Annotated in this window: 12 protein-coding genes; 8 read left to right on the top strand and 4 right to left on the bottom strand. The window is 59.0% G+C overall.

Annotated elements, in window-relative coordinates; all coding sequences use genetic code 11:
• Positions 1-106: 106 nt before the first annotated feature.
• Complete coding sequence (locus EXQ56_01290; protein ID MSO19092.1) at positions 107-3322, bottom strand: hypothetical protein; 3216 nt, start codon at positions 3320-3322, stop codon at positions 107-109.
• A 336-nt stretch (positions 3323-3658) separates the two neighbouring features.
• Between EXQ56_01290 and EXQ56_01285 the strand changes: the two genes are divergently transcribed.
• Entirely contained in the window at positions 3659-4105 is a 447-nt protein-coding gene (locus EXQ56_01285) for a hypothetical protein (protein ID MSO19091.1), read from the top strand.
• A gap of 331 nt (positions 4106-4436) precedes the next feature.
• Here the strand turns inward: EXQ56_01285 and EXQ56_01280 are convergent, their stop codons facing one another.
• Positions 4437-5537 (bottom strand): hypothetical protein, encoded by a 1101-nt coding sequence (locus EXQ56_01280; protein MSO19090.1) that lies wholly within the window; start codon positions 5535-5537, stop codon positions 4437-4439.
• Between the two features lie 261 nt (positions 5538-5798).
• Here EXQ56_01280 and EXQ56_01275 point away from each other — a divergent pair, with 261 nt between their 5' ends.
• The 5 genes from EXQ56_01275 to EXQ56_01255 all read left to right on the top strand — a co-directional run bounded on the left by EXQ56_01275 (position 5799) and on the right by EXQ56_01255 (position 12916).
• Positions 5799-6716, top strand: a complete 918-nt coding sequence (locus EXQ56_01275) for a cation transporter (protein MSO19089.1) — start codon at positions 5799-5801, stop codon at positions 6714-6716.
• A 338-nt stretch (positions 6717-7054) separates the two neighbouring features.
• The gene (locus EXQ56_01270) at positions 7055-7819 is read left to right on the top strand and encodes a sulfite exporter TauE/SafE family protein (GenBank protein MSO19088.1); all 765 of its coding nucleotides are present in this window, start codon (positions 7055-7057) and stop codon (positions 7817-7819) included.
• Between the two features lie 150 nt (positions 7820-7969).
• Positions 7970-8392, top strand: a complete 423-nt coding sequence (locus EXQ56_01265; protein ID MSO19087.1) for a heme-binding protein — start codon at positions 7970-7972, stop codon at positions 8390-8392.
• 193 nt (positions 8393-8585) lie between these two features.
• Positions 8586-9845: an efflux RND transporter periplasmic adaptor subunit gene (locus EXQ56_01260; protein ID MSO19086.1), complete on the top strand. Its 1260-nt coding sequence runs from the start codon at positions 8586-8588 to the stop codon at positions 9843-9845.
• Entirely contained in the window at positions 9842-12916 is a 3075-nt protein-coding gene (locus EXQ56_01255; GenBank protein MSO19085.1) for an efflux RND transporter permease subunit, read from the top strand. Before EXQ56_01260 ends, EXQ56_01255 begins: the two co-directional genes overlap by 4 nt.
• A 160-nt stretch (positions 12917-13076) precedes the next feature.
• Here the strand turns inward: EXQ56_01255 and EXQ56_01250 are convergent, their stop codons facing one another.
• The gene (locus EXQ56_01250; GenBank protein MSO19084.1) at positions 13077-13475 is read right to left on the bottom strand and encodes a hypothetical protein; all 399 of its coding nucleotides are present in this window, start codon (positions 13473-13475) and stop codon (positions 13077-13079) included.
• Between the two features lie 203 nt (positions 13476-13678).
• Here EXQ56_01250 and EXQ56_01245 point away from each other — a divergent pair, with 203 nt between their 5' ends.
• Together EXQ56_01245 and EXQ56_01240 are read left to right on the top strand one after the other, a co-directional pair.
• Positions 13679-14896: a glycosyltransferase gene (locus EXQ56_01245; protein MSO19083.1), complete on the top strand. Its 1218-nt coding sequence runs from the start codon at positions 13679-13681 to the stop codon at positions 14894-14896.
• A gap of 129 nt (positions 14897-15025) precedes the next feature.
• Positions 15026-15583: a GAF domain-containing protein gene (locus EXQ56_01240; GenBank protein MSO19082.1), complete on the top strand. Its 558-nt coding sequence runs from the start codon at positions 15026-15028 to the stop codon at positions 15581-15583.
• A 137-nt stretch (positions 15584-15720) separates the two neighbouring features.
• Here EXQ56_01240 and EXQ56_01235 read toward each other — a convergent pair whose 3' ends face one another.
• Complete coding sequence (locus EXQ56_01235; GenBank protein ID MSO19081.1) at positions 15721-16782, bottom strand: amidohydrolase; 1062 nt, start codon at positions 16780-16782, stop codon at positions 15721-15723.
• Between the last annotated feature and the right edge of the window lie 840 nt (positions 16783-17622).

Genomic DNA, 17622 nt, shown 5'->3' with positions numbered 1-17622 from the left:
TGCTCCGAGGGGAAAGTGAATCCGAGCGCCTAGTAAAACAAGAAACAGGCCCGAAGGCAATGCCCCCGGGCCCGTTGAAAGTGAAAAGTTGGTTCCGCTTCAGTTGCTAGAAGGTAAAGCGCAGCGCGAGCTGAATCTGCCGCGCCGAGCCGACCGTGGACGAGATGCGACCAGCTTCCGCCACAAATGCCGCCGCCGAATCGAAGATGAGGGCGCTCGGCTGGGAGAAGTTCGGGCGGTTCAGCATATTGAAGAACTCAGCGCGGAACTGGAGGTTCTTGCCTTCAGTTATCGCCGCATTCTTCATCAGTGAAAAATCAACCGTGGTGGTGCCGGGTCCGATGATGGTGTTGCGGCCCAGATTGCCGTAGTAGCCCGACGGCGCGCCGGCCCGGCCGCCCGACTGCGGGGCGAAATTGGTGGGATCGTAGTAGAACAATCCAGGGACCGCGCGCACCTCAGGGGATTCATAGACCGGATTGTTATCGCCACCCGATTTCAGATCAGGCCGCACGCCCCCGCCGAACAGCGTGTGGGAGAGTTGATTATTGCTGGTGGCAGACATCGGCGTGCCGGTGATGGCCGAGAAAACCCCGGCGATCTGCCAGCCGCCGATAAAGGCATTGCTCAACGAGCCGATGCCTCCGGCAATCTTCTTACCTTGGCCAATGGGAAGCTGGTAGGTGAAATTGGTTACGAAGTTGTGCTTCACGTAGAAATCGGCGAGTGAATAGTCTGCCATCATGTCATAGGCGTTCTGAATGGTCGAGTCGCCCACTTCGCCGCTGATGGTGGTCGAGGAGTTGTCCATGGCCTTCGAGAAAGTGTAGTTGGCCTGGAAGTTCAGGTCGTTGCTCATGCGCTGCTGGAAGGAGGCGCGCAGTCCGTGATATTTCGAGTTCGCGCCGGTGGAATACCACTCCATGCGCGAGAAATTCGGGTTCAGCAGGTCCGAGATGGCACTGCGGCTGGGATTATAGAACAAGCGGCCATCCGCCTGACGGACGGGCACGGGCACGGCCAGGTCCTGGCGGCTGGAGAGATGCACGCCGCGCGAGCCGGTGTAGCCAAGCTCCACCACCGACGTACGCGTCATCATGTGCTGCACGGCAAGGTTCCACTGGAAAATATACGGGCTATTCAAATTGAAATCGGTAACGTGCAGCGCCTGCGGGCCTGTGGCCAACTGGGCCAGCACCGGGGTCAGATTGGGAAATGCATTCACGCGAGCGATGTCGGCCGTGCGCACATCCACATCCACCCAGAAGGGCGGCTGGCGGTCAATGCTGTTCAGATATTGCCGGGCTAGGATAGGCTCATAGAACAATCCCGTGCCGCCGCGCAAGGAAGTCTTGCCGGAGCCGGTGGGGTCCCAGGCGAAGCCGATGCGGGGCATGAAGTTGTCCGCCGTGGGATTGTCGTAGAGCGGGTCGCCCACGGTCGGGAAGGGATCGAGCGCGTTGCGCAGATTGGCCAGCCGCCCGTGCTTTTCCTTGCCTGCCGTGGTCATCTCCCAGCGCACGCCGAGATTCAGCGTCAGGTTCGTGCGCACGCGCCAGTCATCCTGAAAATATCCGGAGAGCAGGTCCTGCAATGCCGTCCGGTACGGATCGGTGCGCAGCGTGCGGCCTTGGGCATCGACGAACTGCTCCGGACCCATGATGCGCAGACGGGTGGGCGTGCCGTTGGTCAGGAAAGAAGTGAGGTTGCCGAAGGTCCACGCGCCTCCCGCTCGGGACAGGCCCTTGCGATTGAACACGAAATGTTCGTAAGTGAATCCCAGCTTGATGGAATGGCTGGAGCGCTCCCAGGTAAAGTCGTCATAGACCTGAAAAATATTCAGGATGTAGTTGCGCGGGCCGTTGCCGGAGTAGCCGGTCAACCCCGTAACGCCGCTGCCGGTGGAGATGCCGCCGAAGGGCCGGCCCTGTACGAACGACAGCGCCGCGGGCGGGGCATTGATCTCATAGATATCGGAGAACTGCGCCGAGCGCGAGAAGCCCAGGCGCACGGCGTTGATCGTGGTTGGGGAAATGATGCTGCGCTCTTCCAGGGTTATATATTGATTGCGAATGCGCGCATCGGCCCCGAACAGCGGAATTGTGTCCGGGTCGGTCAGGCCGGAATCGTCTATCGTGTAACGTCCGAAGATGGAGTGGTTGGCGTGTAATTGATGATCGATGCGCCCGCTCACGTAGTCGGCGTTGATCTTCTGAATATCATTATTAGCCCAGTCCGCCACCAGGCCCGTGGCGGGTTCCGTAAGATTTGGAGTCGGCCACAGATTTAAATAGGGGCGGATCACGGGACTTACGTTCGCTCCCTGCCGCGCGATAGTCGAGGGCACCACGGAGACCTCCGAGCGGGGAAAGACCTGGCGTACGCCTTCATACGTCGTAAAGAAATGGGTCTTGTCCATGATGATCGGTCCGCCGACCGAGCCGCCAAATTGATTGCGCTTGAACTCCGGTTTCTTCAGTTTGAAGGCGCTGGTCTCCCACTTGGCGGCGTCGAGATTGTCGTTGCGCAGATACTCGAACAGCGACCCGTGCAACAGGTTGGTGCCCGAGCGGCTGACGGCCTGCAGGTTCGCTCCGGCGGCGCGGCCGTATTGCGCGCTGTAGTTGCTGCCCAGCACCTTAAATTCGCGGATGGCTTCCACCCCCAGCATCGCGCCGTCGACGCCGGAGGGGATCATCTGGTTGGGCGTGTTGATGTCCACGCCGTCGAGCGTGAAGCTGTTCGAGCTGGTGCGCGCGCCGCTGACCGAGATGCGCGCGCCGTAGCCGGCGATGTCGCTGCCCGTGGTGTGGCGGTACTGCACCGCGCCGGCCTGCATGGTGATCAACTGCGAGAAGTCGCGCGAGCGCAGCGGCAGGTCGGAGATCTGCTCACGCGTGACCAGCGATCCCATGTCCGCCTTGGTGGTCTCCACCATCGGCGCGTCGCCCGTTACCGTTACCACTTCCTGCACTTCGCCGACTGAGAGTTGGAAGTCGATGGTGGCGTCGCGGCCCAGCGTGATCTGTACGCCGGTGCGCTGAACTTTCTGGAAGCCGGTGAAGCTGGCATCCAACTGATAGCTGCCGAGGGGAACTTCCGGCGCGCGGTAGTTGCCTTGCCCGTCCGAGGTAACGGTGCGCGAGGAACCTGTATCCAGATTGCGCAACTCAACGGTCGCTCCGGGGATGACCGCGCCGGAGGTATCTGTGACCTTGCCAGAGATGGCGCCGACGTTTTGTGCCTGCGCAATACCCGTTCCTACCAGCGCCATCAAAACCAGCAGGCACAATCCCGACCAAACAGAGTTCTTCTTGCTCATAGAGACCCCTCTTTCGTGATCAAAGCTTGTCTTTGTTCAACTATCGTGTACTAACGAACTGCGACTTGACTAGATTACGACCCCAATACTATTGAGAATCCACCATGGTAGGGTTCGCTGCATTGCATTCGTTAGAAGGCCGATTCCGCCGCTGACCCACCACCTGCCACCCTCACCTGAGAGACATCATAGGTCTGGGTCCCCAGCGTGTCAAGACGATCTTGCATCCAACTTCATGGACACCATAGATGGATGCTGGCTGCCGGGAGCTGTGGTAGAATTGCTCATATTGCACGCGAGGATTTTTAGGACTACCTTCGACTAGATGAGGACGCGATGAGCAGGCCTATCACAGCGACGATTCTTTTGGCTTTGCTGGCCATGGTGGCTGCGCTGCCCGCGCAACGATCGGCAGCTCAAAATCCTACGCCACTGGCTCGCGATGAGCAGTCGCCTGAGGTGTTGACCCCGGAAACAGAGAAGACGACCCGCTTGACCGTGCAGGTGGTGGAACAGGAAAGCAAGAAGCCGATCTACAATGCCCACGTTGTGGTGCGTTTCGAGGTGGACCGCCGTCTACGCCGAGACAAGCGCGTATCTTGGGAATCGAAAGCGAATCAGAAGGGCGTGGTGGTGCTAAGCAACATCCCCCGTGGGACGGTGAAGATTCAGGTGATTGCTCGCGGCTATCAAACCTACGGGGAGCAGCATGAATTGAAGGAAAGCGCCCAGGAGATTACCATCCCCATGAAGCTGCCCTCCGGCCAGAAGAGCGCGTACTAACCTCCACTCTCATCACTTCAATTGCCGGTCATATATTTCTATTGGGAAGACTCCGTACCGCCAGCCTACGCCTTTGGCGGCTGATCATCTATGTGAATGGTAATACCTCTCTGGTTACGACCCGCTGCAACCTCCAGTAAATCATCGGCGAATGTCCAATAGTCTTCTGTATGTAACTGTCAAATTTATGGATAAAATCTCGATAGGCGATTGCTGAATATTGGTGCAAACCGCACGAAGCGGCGCAATTGTTAACGACTGCGGTATCTCGTTGGGAGCATTTCCACAGGGTTTTCCACACTGGCTTCGGATTGCTGGAACTTCAAGGTAATTATCGTCCACCGCTCGCTGGAGCGGGCGCGGTGCTGGCCGCTGGCTTGGCCGGCTCCAGAACATTATAGAAAGTGGGATGGTAGGTTACCGGATAATTCTCGCGGATCTGCAATAGGTAGGTGTTCAGCTTTTCCATGCTGAGCGAGGAGCGGATTCCTTCCTTCACTTCGGCCAGCGGCTGCAAGCGCTTGGCCTCCACGCGGAAAATGTAGAACCCGCCCTTCGTCGCCGACTTGTCTCTTAGCGGCGCGCTCACCTGATTTACCTGCATGCCGAAGACCGTGGTGGAGACAGCAGGCGGCAGTTCGCCGCGTCGCACGAAGCCAAAGTCTCCCCCTTTGGCGGAGGTCGGATGATCGGAATCGGTCTTGGCCAGAGCCGCCATGTCGGCCATGCCGCTAATGACCAGCGAACGAATCTGTAGGGCGCGCCGTTGGCCCATCTGCTCGTTATACTGCGGCTTCGCTCCGGTACGCGGCGTTCCGGGCGGGGCCGCGCTCACCGTGGCCCGAGTCGTCGAGGTAACTACCGGAATAAATATGCCCCGGACTTTGAGCTGCTCAAACTCGGATTCGTGCGTGGTGTAGTAGTAGTTAACCTCTTCGTCGCTAACCGAGCCGGCCGTGCTGGTTATCTGGTTGGCCATCACCTGCGCCAATACCACTCGGCGCTCAAACTCGAACATGCGGCGAAACTGGTCGGTCTTGTCGAACTCCCGCTTCTCGGCTTCCTGCGAGAGACCCAGAAGGCTGGCGTACTGCTCGGCAAATGCCTTTGCGCCCATCTGGCCGTAAAGCGCGGCGAACTGCGGTGGCAGTGATCCTAATATTTCCTTGAATTCCGCGGCGGTGATCTTAATGTTTCCCACGGCTAACACCACTTCCTCGTCGCGGATAAGTGGCATCGCTTCTGTTGCGGCGGGAGCGTTGGAGCCTGCACCGGTGGCCGCATCCTGCGCGAACAACCGCCTCGGCGTAGCGATGCCCAACATCAGAGCCAACATCATCAGACCGAACAGCGGTACTTCGACAGGCGAACTTGCGGCGATGCGCCGGAGCATTCCGAGGAACCTTCCGAAATATGTCGTAAAGAAATTCATGATTGCTCCTCTCGGTCGCTTGCTCCCGGCTGCTGCCCGGGCGGGGGGCGCTTGAATAGACCGGATTATATCATACTGATTTCGGAGGCTTGAAAGTGAATTGGAGGACGGAGTTATCCCATAATTAACTGGTCGTTAAACGGGTTCGCCGGAATGGTTTCAGGCACACGGAGGCGCTCTCCGCTATAATGGCCGACGCGGTCTTCTCGTGCTGTCCTGGTTTGGAGAACTTCGAGAACCTGCCCGGTGAAGTACTCGACTATGAATAACGTTCTGGAAATTGAGCCTTCTGATGTTGACGCGCACCGGCTGGGGCGGCGTGTCGCGCTGGCCGGCGTGGTGGGCAGCGGTCTGCTTGCGGCGATGAATATCGCGGTCGGCATCTCGATTGGCTCCACTTCCGTCACCGCTGCTGGTTTCGAGTTCGCCGGAGACGTGATCGCCTCCGGCGCGGTGATGCTGGGCATGATCTACGCCGCGCGCCCCGCCGATGCGAATCACCCTTACGGCCACGGTCGCTCGGAGATTTTGGCTGGCTTGCTCGTCGGCATGATCCTGACCGGAGCCGGCGTGGCCATCTGCTTGCGTTCGCTCGACCAGGTTGGCATCCATCATGATCCGCCAACCATCCTGGGCATCTGGGCCTTGCTGATCACCATCGTCGTAAAAGGACTGCTGACTTACACCAAGTTCCACTTCGGCCGGCAGATCGGCAGCGCAGGGCTGATCGCCGATGCCTGGAATGACGCGGTGGATATCCTCGCCGCCGCGGTCGCGCTGGCCGCGCTGGGCCTGACGCTCTCTGACCCGGAGCGCTTTCTGGCCGCCGATCACTTTGGCGGCGCCGCCGTGGGCCTCGTCGTTATTTTCACTGGCTTCCGTGTTATGTGGAACCCCGCGCTCGAGTTGATGGACACCATGCCCGCCGAGCCCGTTTTGCGCGCCATCCGCGAGGCGGCCCTGAGCGTGCCCGGCGCGCTCGGCGTGGAGAAGTGCTTCGCGCGCAAGACAGGCCTGCGCTATCACGTGGACCTGCACCTTGAAGTGGCTCCGCACTTGAGCGTCTATGATTCGCACGAAATCGCCGGTCAAGTTCGCAGCCGCATTCGGCAGCGCGTGCCCGCCGTGGCCGATGTGCTGATTCACGTCGAGCCCGCCCGGCTGGTGAGTGGTGAGTAGTGATTGGCGGGTAGTGAGTGATAAGTTGTCAGTAGTGAGCGGTAGATGGTGAAGGACAATAGGGACTGTTGCATAACCTCGTTTGGCGATCGTAAGGGCACGGCTTCAACCGTGCCGATGGAGGCCGTAACGATGACGGGCTTTAGCCCCTGAGGTGCGTCGTTGGCCCTCAGCGGCTAAAGCCTCGGGTCTGAGAGCCACGGTTTGGCACGGTTGAAACCGTGCCCTTATGATGCGTTAAAATAGGTCAAACAACAGCTTTTTAGCTATTCATACGTAAACCGTGTTCCACCACTCACCATTCACTGCTTTGCTTGCTTTTCACAGGAACTTAACTTATGCCCGCTGAGTGGAAAACCACCATCCTATTCTTCGCTGGACTCGCAGCGGGCGTGATGAACTCCATCGCCGGCGGCGGCACGCTGATTACTTTTCCGGCTTTGCTGTGGGCTGGACTGCCCTCCATCTCCGCCAACGCCACTAATACCTGGGCGGTGATGGGCGGCATCTCTACTTCCATCTGGAGTTATCGCAATGAGCTGGCCTCGCAGCGCCAATGGGTGTTGCGCTACGCCGGACCCAGCCTGCTCGGCGGACTGGTAGGCTCGCTCCTGTTGCTGAGGACGGGTGAGACCGTTTTCAACGAAATGATTCCCTACCTGCTGCTATTCGCAGCGCTGGTGTTCACCTTCCAGAATCAGCTCATGAGGTTATTCGAGATTGAAGCGCATGCCATCGAGAAGTCGCGCTATGGCCTGGCGCTGGCCATGTTCGTTCAGTTTCTGGTGGCCAGCTACGGTGGCTACTTCGGCGCGGGCATTGGCATCCTGATGCTGGCCGCCCTCGGTCTGATGGGTCAAAAAAACATCCACGCCATGAACGCGCTGAAAGTCTTCCAGGGCCTGCTCATCAACGGAATCGCCTGCGTGGTCTTCGTCCTGCTCGCCGATATTTACTGGGTGGAGTGCGGAACCATCTTCGCCGGCACCGCGCTCGGCGGCATCCTTGGCCCGCGACTGGCGCGCCGCGTGGGCCCCAAGCTGGTGCGCGCGATCGTATCGGTCATTGGCTTCGGCATCGCCTTCTACTTCCTGGTGAAGTGACAGAGCCGCCCTCGTCAGCAAGCAGACCAGGTTGCCATTCCCCAACGCCTGTCCACGCCACTCGCTCTTACTATTTACGCCAATCAGAGATATCATAAGTATTTGCCCGCGCACCCTAATGCTCCCAACAACCCACGGAGGAAAGTGTTGATGTCCAATACCATTACCAAACAGACGATCTCTGCCGAGGCGGCCAAGAAGATGCTCGCCGCGGCCGAGGCCAAAGCGGCTGAGATGAAGCGGCCCATGTGCATCGCCATCTGCGATGAAGGCGGCAACCTGAAAGCCTACACCCGCATGGACGGAGCGCCGGTCCTGTCCATCGAGATTTCGCAGAACAAGGCGTGGACCTCGATCAGCTTCGGCGTGGCCACGCATCAGTGGTTCGACTTCGTCAAGGACGACCCACCGCTCCTGCACGGCATCACCCACACCCCTCGCCTGGTGATCTTCGGCGGCGGTTATCCAATCAAAATTGAGAAGCAATTGGTTGGCGGCATCGGCGTTTCCGGCGGCCACTGGAAGGAAGACATGCAGGTGGCCGAGGCTGGTCTGGCGGCGCTCACCAGCTAACGTTACGCATCCCGGAGCAGCCTGAAATCCGACTTTGTTTTCATTCCGAGCGCAGCGAGGAATCTGCTTTTTCAGTAGCGCGCGAAAAGCAGATTCCTCGCTGCGCTCGGAATGACAGCGCTGCATGGCTTGATCTCGAACGTCGTTGATATGCGCTTTGTACTCTGCTCAACTCCAGAAAGATCTCTCACACATGACCTGCCATTACCCGCTGCAACAATCCCGGTTCTTCCGGAGAACATCCGCTTGCTGTTGCGCCGCGCTGGCCATCCTGCTGATGGTCACGGGTTGCTCGAAGCCCGCCGTAGAGACAGCCGTCGTGCCGGACGCGCCGCTGGCTATCCAATCGCTGGTGGTCTCCACTGAGCCGGTGCGCCGCGAAGTGGAGATCGTGGGCACGCTGGCGGGCGATCAGGAAGTGGTTGTGTCGAGCGAAGTATCCGGTTTGGTGAAAGTCGTCCGCGCCGATCTCGGCGACAGTGTGGCGCAAGGCCAAATATTAATCGAGATGGACGCCACGGAGTATGAGTTGGCCGTCGCTCGCCAGCGCGCCGCGCTGCAAGAAGTCCTTGCGCAACTGGGTATGCAAAATGCGACCGCGAAGATTCCCGAGCTGACAGGAACTTCCAGCGTGCGTCGCGCCGTCGCCGAAGCCGCCGACGCCAAAGCTAATTTTGATCGCGCCCAGTCGCTCAAAACCGACGGCGTGCTCTCACAGGCCGCCTACGACAGCGCCGAGGCGCGTGAGCGCACCAGCCAAGCCAACTACTCCGCCGCGCTCGAACAGGCCCGCAACCTGGTGGCTCGCGTGGATAATCTGCGCGCCCAGTTGGGACTGGCCGAGCAGGACCTGGCCAACACCCGCGTGAAGGCGCCTTTCGCGGGCACCATCCGCGAGCGGCTGGTGGAGGTGGGCCAGTATGTCCGCGAGCAGACGCCGCTGGCGGCCATCGCCAGCACCAATCCGCTGAAGCTGCGCGCCGATGTTCCGGAGCGATTCTTCCCTTATGTGAAAGCCGGAGCGGACGTCCGCGTTTCTGTGGAGGCTTACAGTGGCGAGACATTTTTGGGAAAGATCACCCGTCTCGCCGGCGCGGTGAATCCACAGTCGCGCACCTTCTCCGTGGAGGCCCGCGTGGAGAACGGCGCGCGACGCCTGCGGCCCGGCCTGTTTGCTCGCGCCATACTCGACACCGACCAAGTGGACCCGATGATGCGCGTTCCCGCTACCGCCGTGCTTTCGTTCTACGGTGTACAAAAAGTCTATGTAGTGGAGAGTGGGGCGATCAAAGAGAAAGTGGTCGAGTTGGGCGACCGCTACGGCGACAAAATCGAAATCATCAAAGGACTCAGTCCTGGCGAGCAGATCGCCGTCTCGCAGATGGCTCGTCTACGCGAAGGCGTAAAGGTAACAGCGACGCCATCCTCTGCTTCATCCGGGAGTCAGCCATGAGTCTCGCAGCGGTCAGTGTCCGGCGGCCCGTGTTCACCACCATGATGATCATGGCGCTGGTCGTGCTCGGTCTGTTTTCCTTCAGCAAGCTCGGCGTCGATCTTTTCCCTCGCGTGGAATTTCCCACACTGGTCATCACCACAACCTTTCCCGGCGCCAGCGCCGAGGAAATTGAGACCGAGATATCAAAGCCCATCGAAGAGGCCGTCAATACGATTCAAGGTATCGACGAGCTGCGCTCGGTGAGCCGCGAAGGCGTCTCCATCGTGGTGGTCAGCTTCGTTCTGGATCGCAACATCGAGGAAGTCTCGGAGGATGTGCGCGACAAAGTTTCCAACGTGATTAAGCTGTTGCCGGACGGTGTCGATCCTCCGTTGATCGAGAAGGTCGATCCGGACGCCTCGCCCGTTCTGGCCATCGCTCTCTCTGGCGACAAGCCTCTGCGCGAAATGACGGAGATTGCCGACAAGCGCATCAAGCAGGAACTTGAGGGCCTGGCCGGTGTTGGCCAGGTGCAGTTGATCGGCGGGCGCGAGCGCGCCATCCAGATTGAGGTGGACGCCGACCGGCTGAACTCGCTGGGCCTGAGCATTAATCAAGTAGCGGGCAGTTTGCGGCGGCAGAATCAGGAGTCGCCCGGCGGTCGGCTGGCGCAGGGCGAGCGTGAATTGATCGTGCGCACCCTGGGCCGTCTGACGGCGGCGGAGCAGTTCGGCGATGTGGTCGCGGCGCAGCGCAACGGCGTAGCCATTCGCGTGCGCGATTTCGCCACGGTCACGGACTCCTATGAGGAGCCGCGCAATCTGGCTCGTCTTGACGGCCAGCCCGGCGTCATCCTGCAAGTTCGCAAGCAGTCCGGCGTAAACACGGTCGAGTTGATCGACACACTCAAGGGCCGCATTGAGCAGATTCGCGCGCAGCTTCCGCCGGGCCTGAAGCTGGACATTATTCGCGACCAGTCAGTCTTCATCAAGGGATCTGTGGATGCCATCTACGAGCATCTCGTGCTGGGCGGATTTCTGGCCAGCCTGGTGGTTTTTCTCTTCATGGGCAACTGGCGCGCCAGCCTGATCGCCGCTATCGCCATTCCCACTTCCATCATCGCCACGTTCCTGATCGTCGAGTGGGCGGGCATGACATTGAACACCATGACCCTGCTGGGCCTTACTGTCGCCGTGGGCATTGTCATCGACGACGCCATCGTGGTGCTCGAAAATATCTTTCGCTACATCGAGGAAAAGAAAGTCTCCGCCATGGAAGCGGCCATCGAGGGCACCAAGGAGATCACGCTGGCGGTGATGGCCACTACGCTGTCGCTGCTGATCGTCTTCGCGCCGGTGTTCTATCTGGCGGGCATTGCCGGACGCTGGCTGCGTGGCTTCGCGCTCACCGCGGCTGGATCCATCGCGATTTCCATGTTTATCAGCTTTACTCTGACGCCCATGCTGAGTTCGCGTTTCCTGAAGACGAGCACGGATGCAGATGGCAAACTAAAGAAAAACTCAAAACAGTTTCCCATCTATCGTTGGATTGAAGACAAATACATCATCATGCTGGCCTGGAGCCTGCGCCACCGTCTGGCCGTGCTGGCCGTCTGCGCAATTACGTTTTTCAGCGTGATCCCGCTGTTCATGGCTATCGGCAAGGACTTTGTTACGTGGGACGATCAGGACGAGTTTCAGGTGAACATCACCATGCCGGAAGGCACTTCGCTGGAAGGCACCGACGCCATGCTGCAACAGATCGAGCAGCGCCTGAATACCGTTCCGCACGTCGAGCATCTGCTGACCACGGTGAATTCCGACGGGCAAGGAACGGTTACGGATGGTTCGATTTACGTGAAGCTCGCGCCTATGAATGAGCGGCCTCTCGATCAATTCCAAATCATGGACCGGTCCCGCACTGCGTTGAAAGATATCGCGGGGGCGCGCATCAGCGTCAGTAATGTGGGCGCGGTCAGCAGCTCGGCGTTCCGCCAGACGCCCATCAATCTGATCGTGCGCGGCTCGGACATGGCCGAGTTGTCGCGCATCTCCGGCGAGATTCTCAGCAAAATGCAGCAGATTCCCACGCTGCTGGAAGTGGAGACTTCGCTGAACGTGGGCAACCCGGAGATGCACATTGAGATTGCGCGCGAGAAGGCCGCCGACCTCGACGTGTCGGTGGCGGACATTTCTGATGCCATCCGCCTGCTGGTCTCCGGCACCGCGCCGATTACGAAATACAAGGAAGGCGATGAGCTGTACGAAGTGCGCCTGCGCGTGAAGTCCGAGCAACGCCTGAACGCGGCTTCACTCGGCGCGCTGATGGTGCCCACATCCGATGGCCGATTGGTGCGTCTGGACAACGTGGCCGCGGTAACGCGCGGGCTGGGTCCGGCGCAAGTGGAGCGCTACAACCGGCAGCGCCAAGTGCTGCTCTCCTCCAATATGGTAACGGGCGCGCCGCTGGGCGCTTCGCTGACGGAAGTGGAGAACGCGGTGAAGGCCGTGAGTCTGCCGGCGGGCTATGACTACAAGTTCATCGGCTTCGGCGAGCTGCTGCAGGAAGTGATGGAGAGTTTCTTGCTCGCTCTGGTGCTGTCCGTCATCTTTATGTACATGGTGCTGGCGGCACAGTTTGAGAGCTTCGTCCACCCCATCACGATTCTCGCGTCGCTGCCGCTGGCGATTCCCTTCGCGCTAATCGCACTGTTCTTGGCGGGAAAATCGTTGAGCCTGTTCGGAGCGATCGGCGTGCTGCTGCTGTTCGGTATTGTGAAGAAGAACTCCATTTTGCAGATTGATTTCACCAACCGCCTGCGCCGCGAGCAGGGCATGGAGCGCACCGCCGCCATCATGGAAGCCAACCGCGTTCGCCTGCGTCCTATCCTGATGACCACCGTATCAATCGTGGTGGCCATGATCCCCACCGCCTTCGGGACCGGGCCGGGCAGCGGATCGCGCGCACCCATCGCGGTGGTCATCGCCGGTGGGCAGACGCTTTGCTTCCTGCTGACGCTGCTGGCCATCCCGGTGTTCTACACCCTCTTCGACGACATCGCTGTCCGATTTACAGTGCCGCGCGCTTGAGCGAGCGGGCTGATGGAACGCAACGCCCCGGTCGGTGACGGTTGGGTTTCATGATGGCGTTGCATGCGGAGTGGGGAAAACATCGGCGGCCGGGGCGTGGTTTTTCCAGCGGCCCGCTTGCTGACGCGCGCGGCACTGTCACGCGGCAATGGCGCACCAATCAAAACGGCGGGAAGCTGAGGCTTTTGGTTTCCCGATCTACCCACAGGCGCAGCGTCTCGCCGTTATTTACGACCACGTCGACGACCACGCCTGTTCCCCGTGAGCGGGAGCGGCGAATGTAGAAGTGGCGAATCGGGCCGCCCGTTCGTTTGTCGCCCCAATCATCCAGAAAATCCCCAAGGTGATAGTAGCGGCTGGGCTGCCAAAGCTGGTAGGCTGCTTCATACTTGCTTGCGCTCAGGGCGGTGAAGAACTGGTGGGCGTGCTTCTCCTGCGGGTAGTTTTTGAATTGCCAGAAGGCATAGCCAGATAGAGCCAGCACGATGGGAATAAAGATCAGCAGGCGGCGCTTGATTTTTTCCGACCGGGGATCCAGGGGCCGGATATGTTCGAACATGAGCAGACTCCGTACGTTCGTGGTTGTCATAAGAAAACAGCGGGGCCACGACACCAAACCTCAACACAATATATGATAGCTGATTCGAGAGTGAGCCGCCGCGCGGTCTCTGTTCTGGTGTAACCGAGCCGCGACCGCGCCCGTTCGTTCGCGGCTCGGTTTGGTTGCGGCAACGCTGTGGCGTCGAGAGGAAGGAAGACCGCTTGAACTGGCTGATGGCAGGACTAATCGCGGGCATCGCCCTGTGGGTGGGGATGCTGCTGTGGAATATCGTGAACTTCCGTGGCCACTACTCCGTTTCTTCCGGCGAGCCATTCCCACTTAGCGAAACGCCGCGTGTGTCCATTATGGTCCCGGCGCGCAATGAGGCTGCGATGCTGCCCTCGACGCTCCCCGGTTTGCTCCAACAGAATTATGCCAACTACGAAGTGGTGCTGGTGGACGATGGCTCGACGGACGGGACGGGGGATGTGGCGGAAACTTTGGCGCGCTCGTTGCCCGAAGAGGAAGCCCACCGCCTGCGGCTGATTCGCGTGAAGGAGCAACTCCCCCCCGGATGGATCGGCAAGAACCATGCGCTGCACACTGCGTTTCAGTCTGTGGCGGAGAAATCTCCAGAGAGCGAATGGGTCTTAGCCACCGACGCCGACATTGTGTATCACCCCAGCGCGTTGCGCGCCGGCCTGTGGATCGCCGAGCAGCAAAAGGCGGATATGGTTACCATCTACGCCTTCATGCAGTGTGAGACGTTTTGGGAGAAAATGATGATGCCCGGCTTCGCGCTGCTCATCAGCACCGTCTTTCCACAGCGCAAAATAAACGATCCCAAAGCCAGTGTGGCACTGGCCTCCGGCGGATATATACTAATGCGCCGCAGTGTGTGGGCCTCGCTCGGCGGCTATCGCGCTATTCAGTCCGAGATGATCGACGATTTGAACACCGCGCGGCTGGTGAAGCACTCCGGACATCGCATCTTCGCCGCGGCCACGCGCGACCTGCTCTCGACGCGCATGTACACGAGTTTCGGAGAAATCTGGGAAGGGCTTCGCAAGAACGCTTTTGCCGGGCACCGCTTCTCCGTCGCCAAGCTGCTGGCGGCCAGCTTCGGGTATCTGCTTACCAACTTCCTGCCGCTGGCGGTGCTGGGCTGGTATGGCCTGCGCTGGATGACGGGCGGTGGCCGGGCTGCGGGCGTGGAGAGTACGGCTGTCTCGCTGGCGGCCGCCGAATATTTGCTGGTCGGATTCATTCATCTGCCCGTGTTGCTGTATTTGAGGATTGGCGCGGGCTTCGGACTGCTGGCTCCGATTGCGGCCAGCATCTATGCGGTCATCACTTTTGACTCGATGTTCCGCACCCTGCTCGGTTCCGGAGTTACCTGGAAGGCCCGGCAATACGGGAAACCGCCGCGGGGAGAATGAGCAGGCGAGAGTGAAACGAGAAGGGTACTTAGGTGGGGACGATCGTCAGCCACTTCACTGCCGACAGGCCGGTCCGGATGGATTATAATATTAATCGCCCCCGAAGCTGCACCGATAGGAGCACACAACATGAGCACTTCGCCAGTAGCTCCCACGCCCGCCGCGGAGATTGCGCGGCTAGTGGACGGAATGGTGAAAGCCGGTCGCAAGCCGACCGAGGATGACGTTACAGCTATCGTGAGAGAGCTGGCCCGAATGTTCTCGGTCAAATTGGACGAGGTCGCCGTGCTGGAGTTGGTACAGAACGACTCCATCCTGGCGTTCGTCTATCCTGTCAAGCTGAAGAAGGCTGGCAGCATTCCGATGAGCACCACCAATTCGCTGGCCACGCGCACCGTGCGTGAGAAACGCCCGGAGATGATCAATAATTTTCCGGCGCAAAAGCATCCGACCGTATTTGAATCCATCTCGCTGGATGCGCCAGATAATAAGACCCCCAAGATTGATCTACAGCCGATACAAAAAATTATGAGCGTGCCCCTGCTGGCGGAAAACAAGGCCGTCGGGGTGATTCAGATTTCTCGCAAGGGCAAATCTCCAACCACGGCCGGCGCTGACTTCACCATCCGCGACCTGACCACCTTGGTAACCACCGCTGGCATTGTCGCCAAATGTCTGAGGAAATAGCGCCGCAATTTCGTTGTTGAGTCATCCCTTTCAGCAGACCTTTCTGCTCTAAAACGACAAAGCGCGACCCGCCATTATTCGGCGAATTGCGCTTTGTTTTTCTATATTTTTCAGTTAGTTAACTAACTTATTGCAAGTTACACTTTCGCTGCAACCCGGGCCGGGAGGCGGAAGTGCTTCTCGAAGTTCCCGGAGAAAATGCGGGACTTATCCTCCGCGCTTAGGCGCGAGTTGTTGATGGCGTCCGTGCACTCGCGGACCGACGCGCGACCGCCCTCGAAGTCAAACGGCGCGTCGGTGCCGAAGATGACGTGATCGACGCCGAAGAAGTCCACCGCGCACTCGATGGAAGAAGTGGTGAAGGTCGAGACATCGGCGTAGAACGCGCGGAAATATTCGATGATCGGCTTGCTGAAGGGGCGGCCCTTGCGCTCGGCAACGATCAGCGGCTCGAGCATCCGGTACATTGAGGTAATGCGCCCGGCGAAGAACGGCACCATCGCGCCGGAGTGGTGGCAGATGATCTTCAGGTTCGGGTAGTCATCAAGCACGCCGCCAAAGGCGATGCGGGTCATGGCCGCAGTGGTTTCGTACGGCCAGCCGAAGACCTGCCAGATGATGAACTTCGAGTCCGCTTCGGTGGGGTAATCCCAATGGTCAATGGCGCGCGCCGGGTGCAGCAGGATGGGAAGATTGTTCTTCTCCATGATCTCGAAGATGGGCCGGTACTCAACCAGATCGAGCGGCTTGCCGTTGACGTTCGAGAAAATCTGTAGCGTGCAAAGCTTCAGGTCCTTGATGCAACGCTCCAGTTCCTTGGCGGCGGCCTCGGGCTTGTTCATGGGCAGTGAGGCGGCAGCGCCGGCGAAACGGTCGGGATACTTGAGCACCAGCTCGGCCATCTCGTCGTTCAGCAGCTTGGCCAGATATTCGCTGTCGTCCGGGTCCACGGCCTCGACCGGCGGCGACGCCACGCTGATCACCTGGCGATATCCAGGGAACTGGTCCATCATGCGCCAGCGCGCATCGAGGTCCATCAGGACTTTAATATTTTCCTGATCTTGCGTCTTGCCACCTGCAACATACTTCAGGTGCGAGGGGCTGTGCTTGACGAAGTTGGTCTTGCCCACCCGCTCCCAGCGAGCGGCATCGTACTTCTTCGGTAAAATATGACAAAAAATATCTACACGCGGGTCCATTGCGTCTCCTTATAGTCAGCTAAGATTCAGCCTGTTCCGCCGATTGCGATTGAGCGGGAGGGTTGGCCGGGATAATCTGGCTCTACTGCACGGCTTGCGATGAAGCCGTGTGCCCAGTTCTTTAATGTACCACCGGCGGGCGCGTTGGGAAAGCTGGTTTTCGACTGAACGCTGACCCTATGCTACAATTCCCGTCCGTGCTCACCTTGGCCGTAAATAAATCAAGCCGCCCCACAAGGGCGGCTTGACTGAAACCATTACCACGGGCACATTACCGGGATTAGCCGCTAAGGGGTGACACCGCAGTCTACATAGATGTTGTCGCGCATTTTCTTTTTGATTATCAAGTATATGTTTGAGTATTCAGATGCCCAACTCGATCGGCTCCAGAAGTTAATTTCCATTTCGCGGCTAGCGCCATACCTAGAGCGGGCCAATAACGATCGCCGTCGAGCCATAAAGCTCTACGAGAGAAACTCACACCTTTCGGAAGCCATCTACGGAATTCTCCAAGGATTGGAAATTGTCTTGAGGAATTCGTTCCAGCAGACTCTGACTACGAGCTTGCGGACCGATCAGTGGTACAACAATATCGAGTGGAGATATCCTCAGAATGAGCAGGTAAAGTCTGCAAAAGAGGAGATGAGGAGACTAAACAAGGCAGTCGAAAGCGACCGTATAGTCGCCCAACTTTCTTTCGGATTCTAGACTGCCGTTACAAGCAACCAATACCGAATTGAAATTTGGAACCGCGGTCAGCTATCGAAGGCTTTCCGAGAAAAGCTGGTTGACCAGAAGGTTGTGCATAAGCGGTTGAATTCAATTCGATCCCTCAGAAAT

It is taken from the genome of Acidobacteriota bacterium (assembly GCA_009691245.1).
GTDB lineage: Bacteria > Acidobacteriota > Terriglobia > 2-12-FULL-54-10 > 2-12-FULL-54-10 > SHUM01.
Note: the sequence above shows the minus strand (reverse complement) of the source record. Positions and strands in the feature narration are given on the sequence as shown.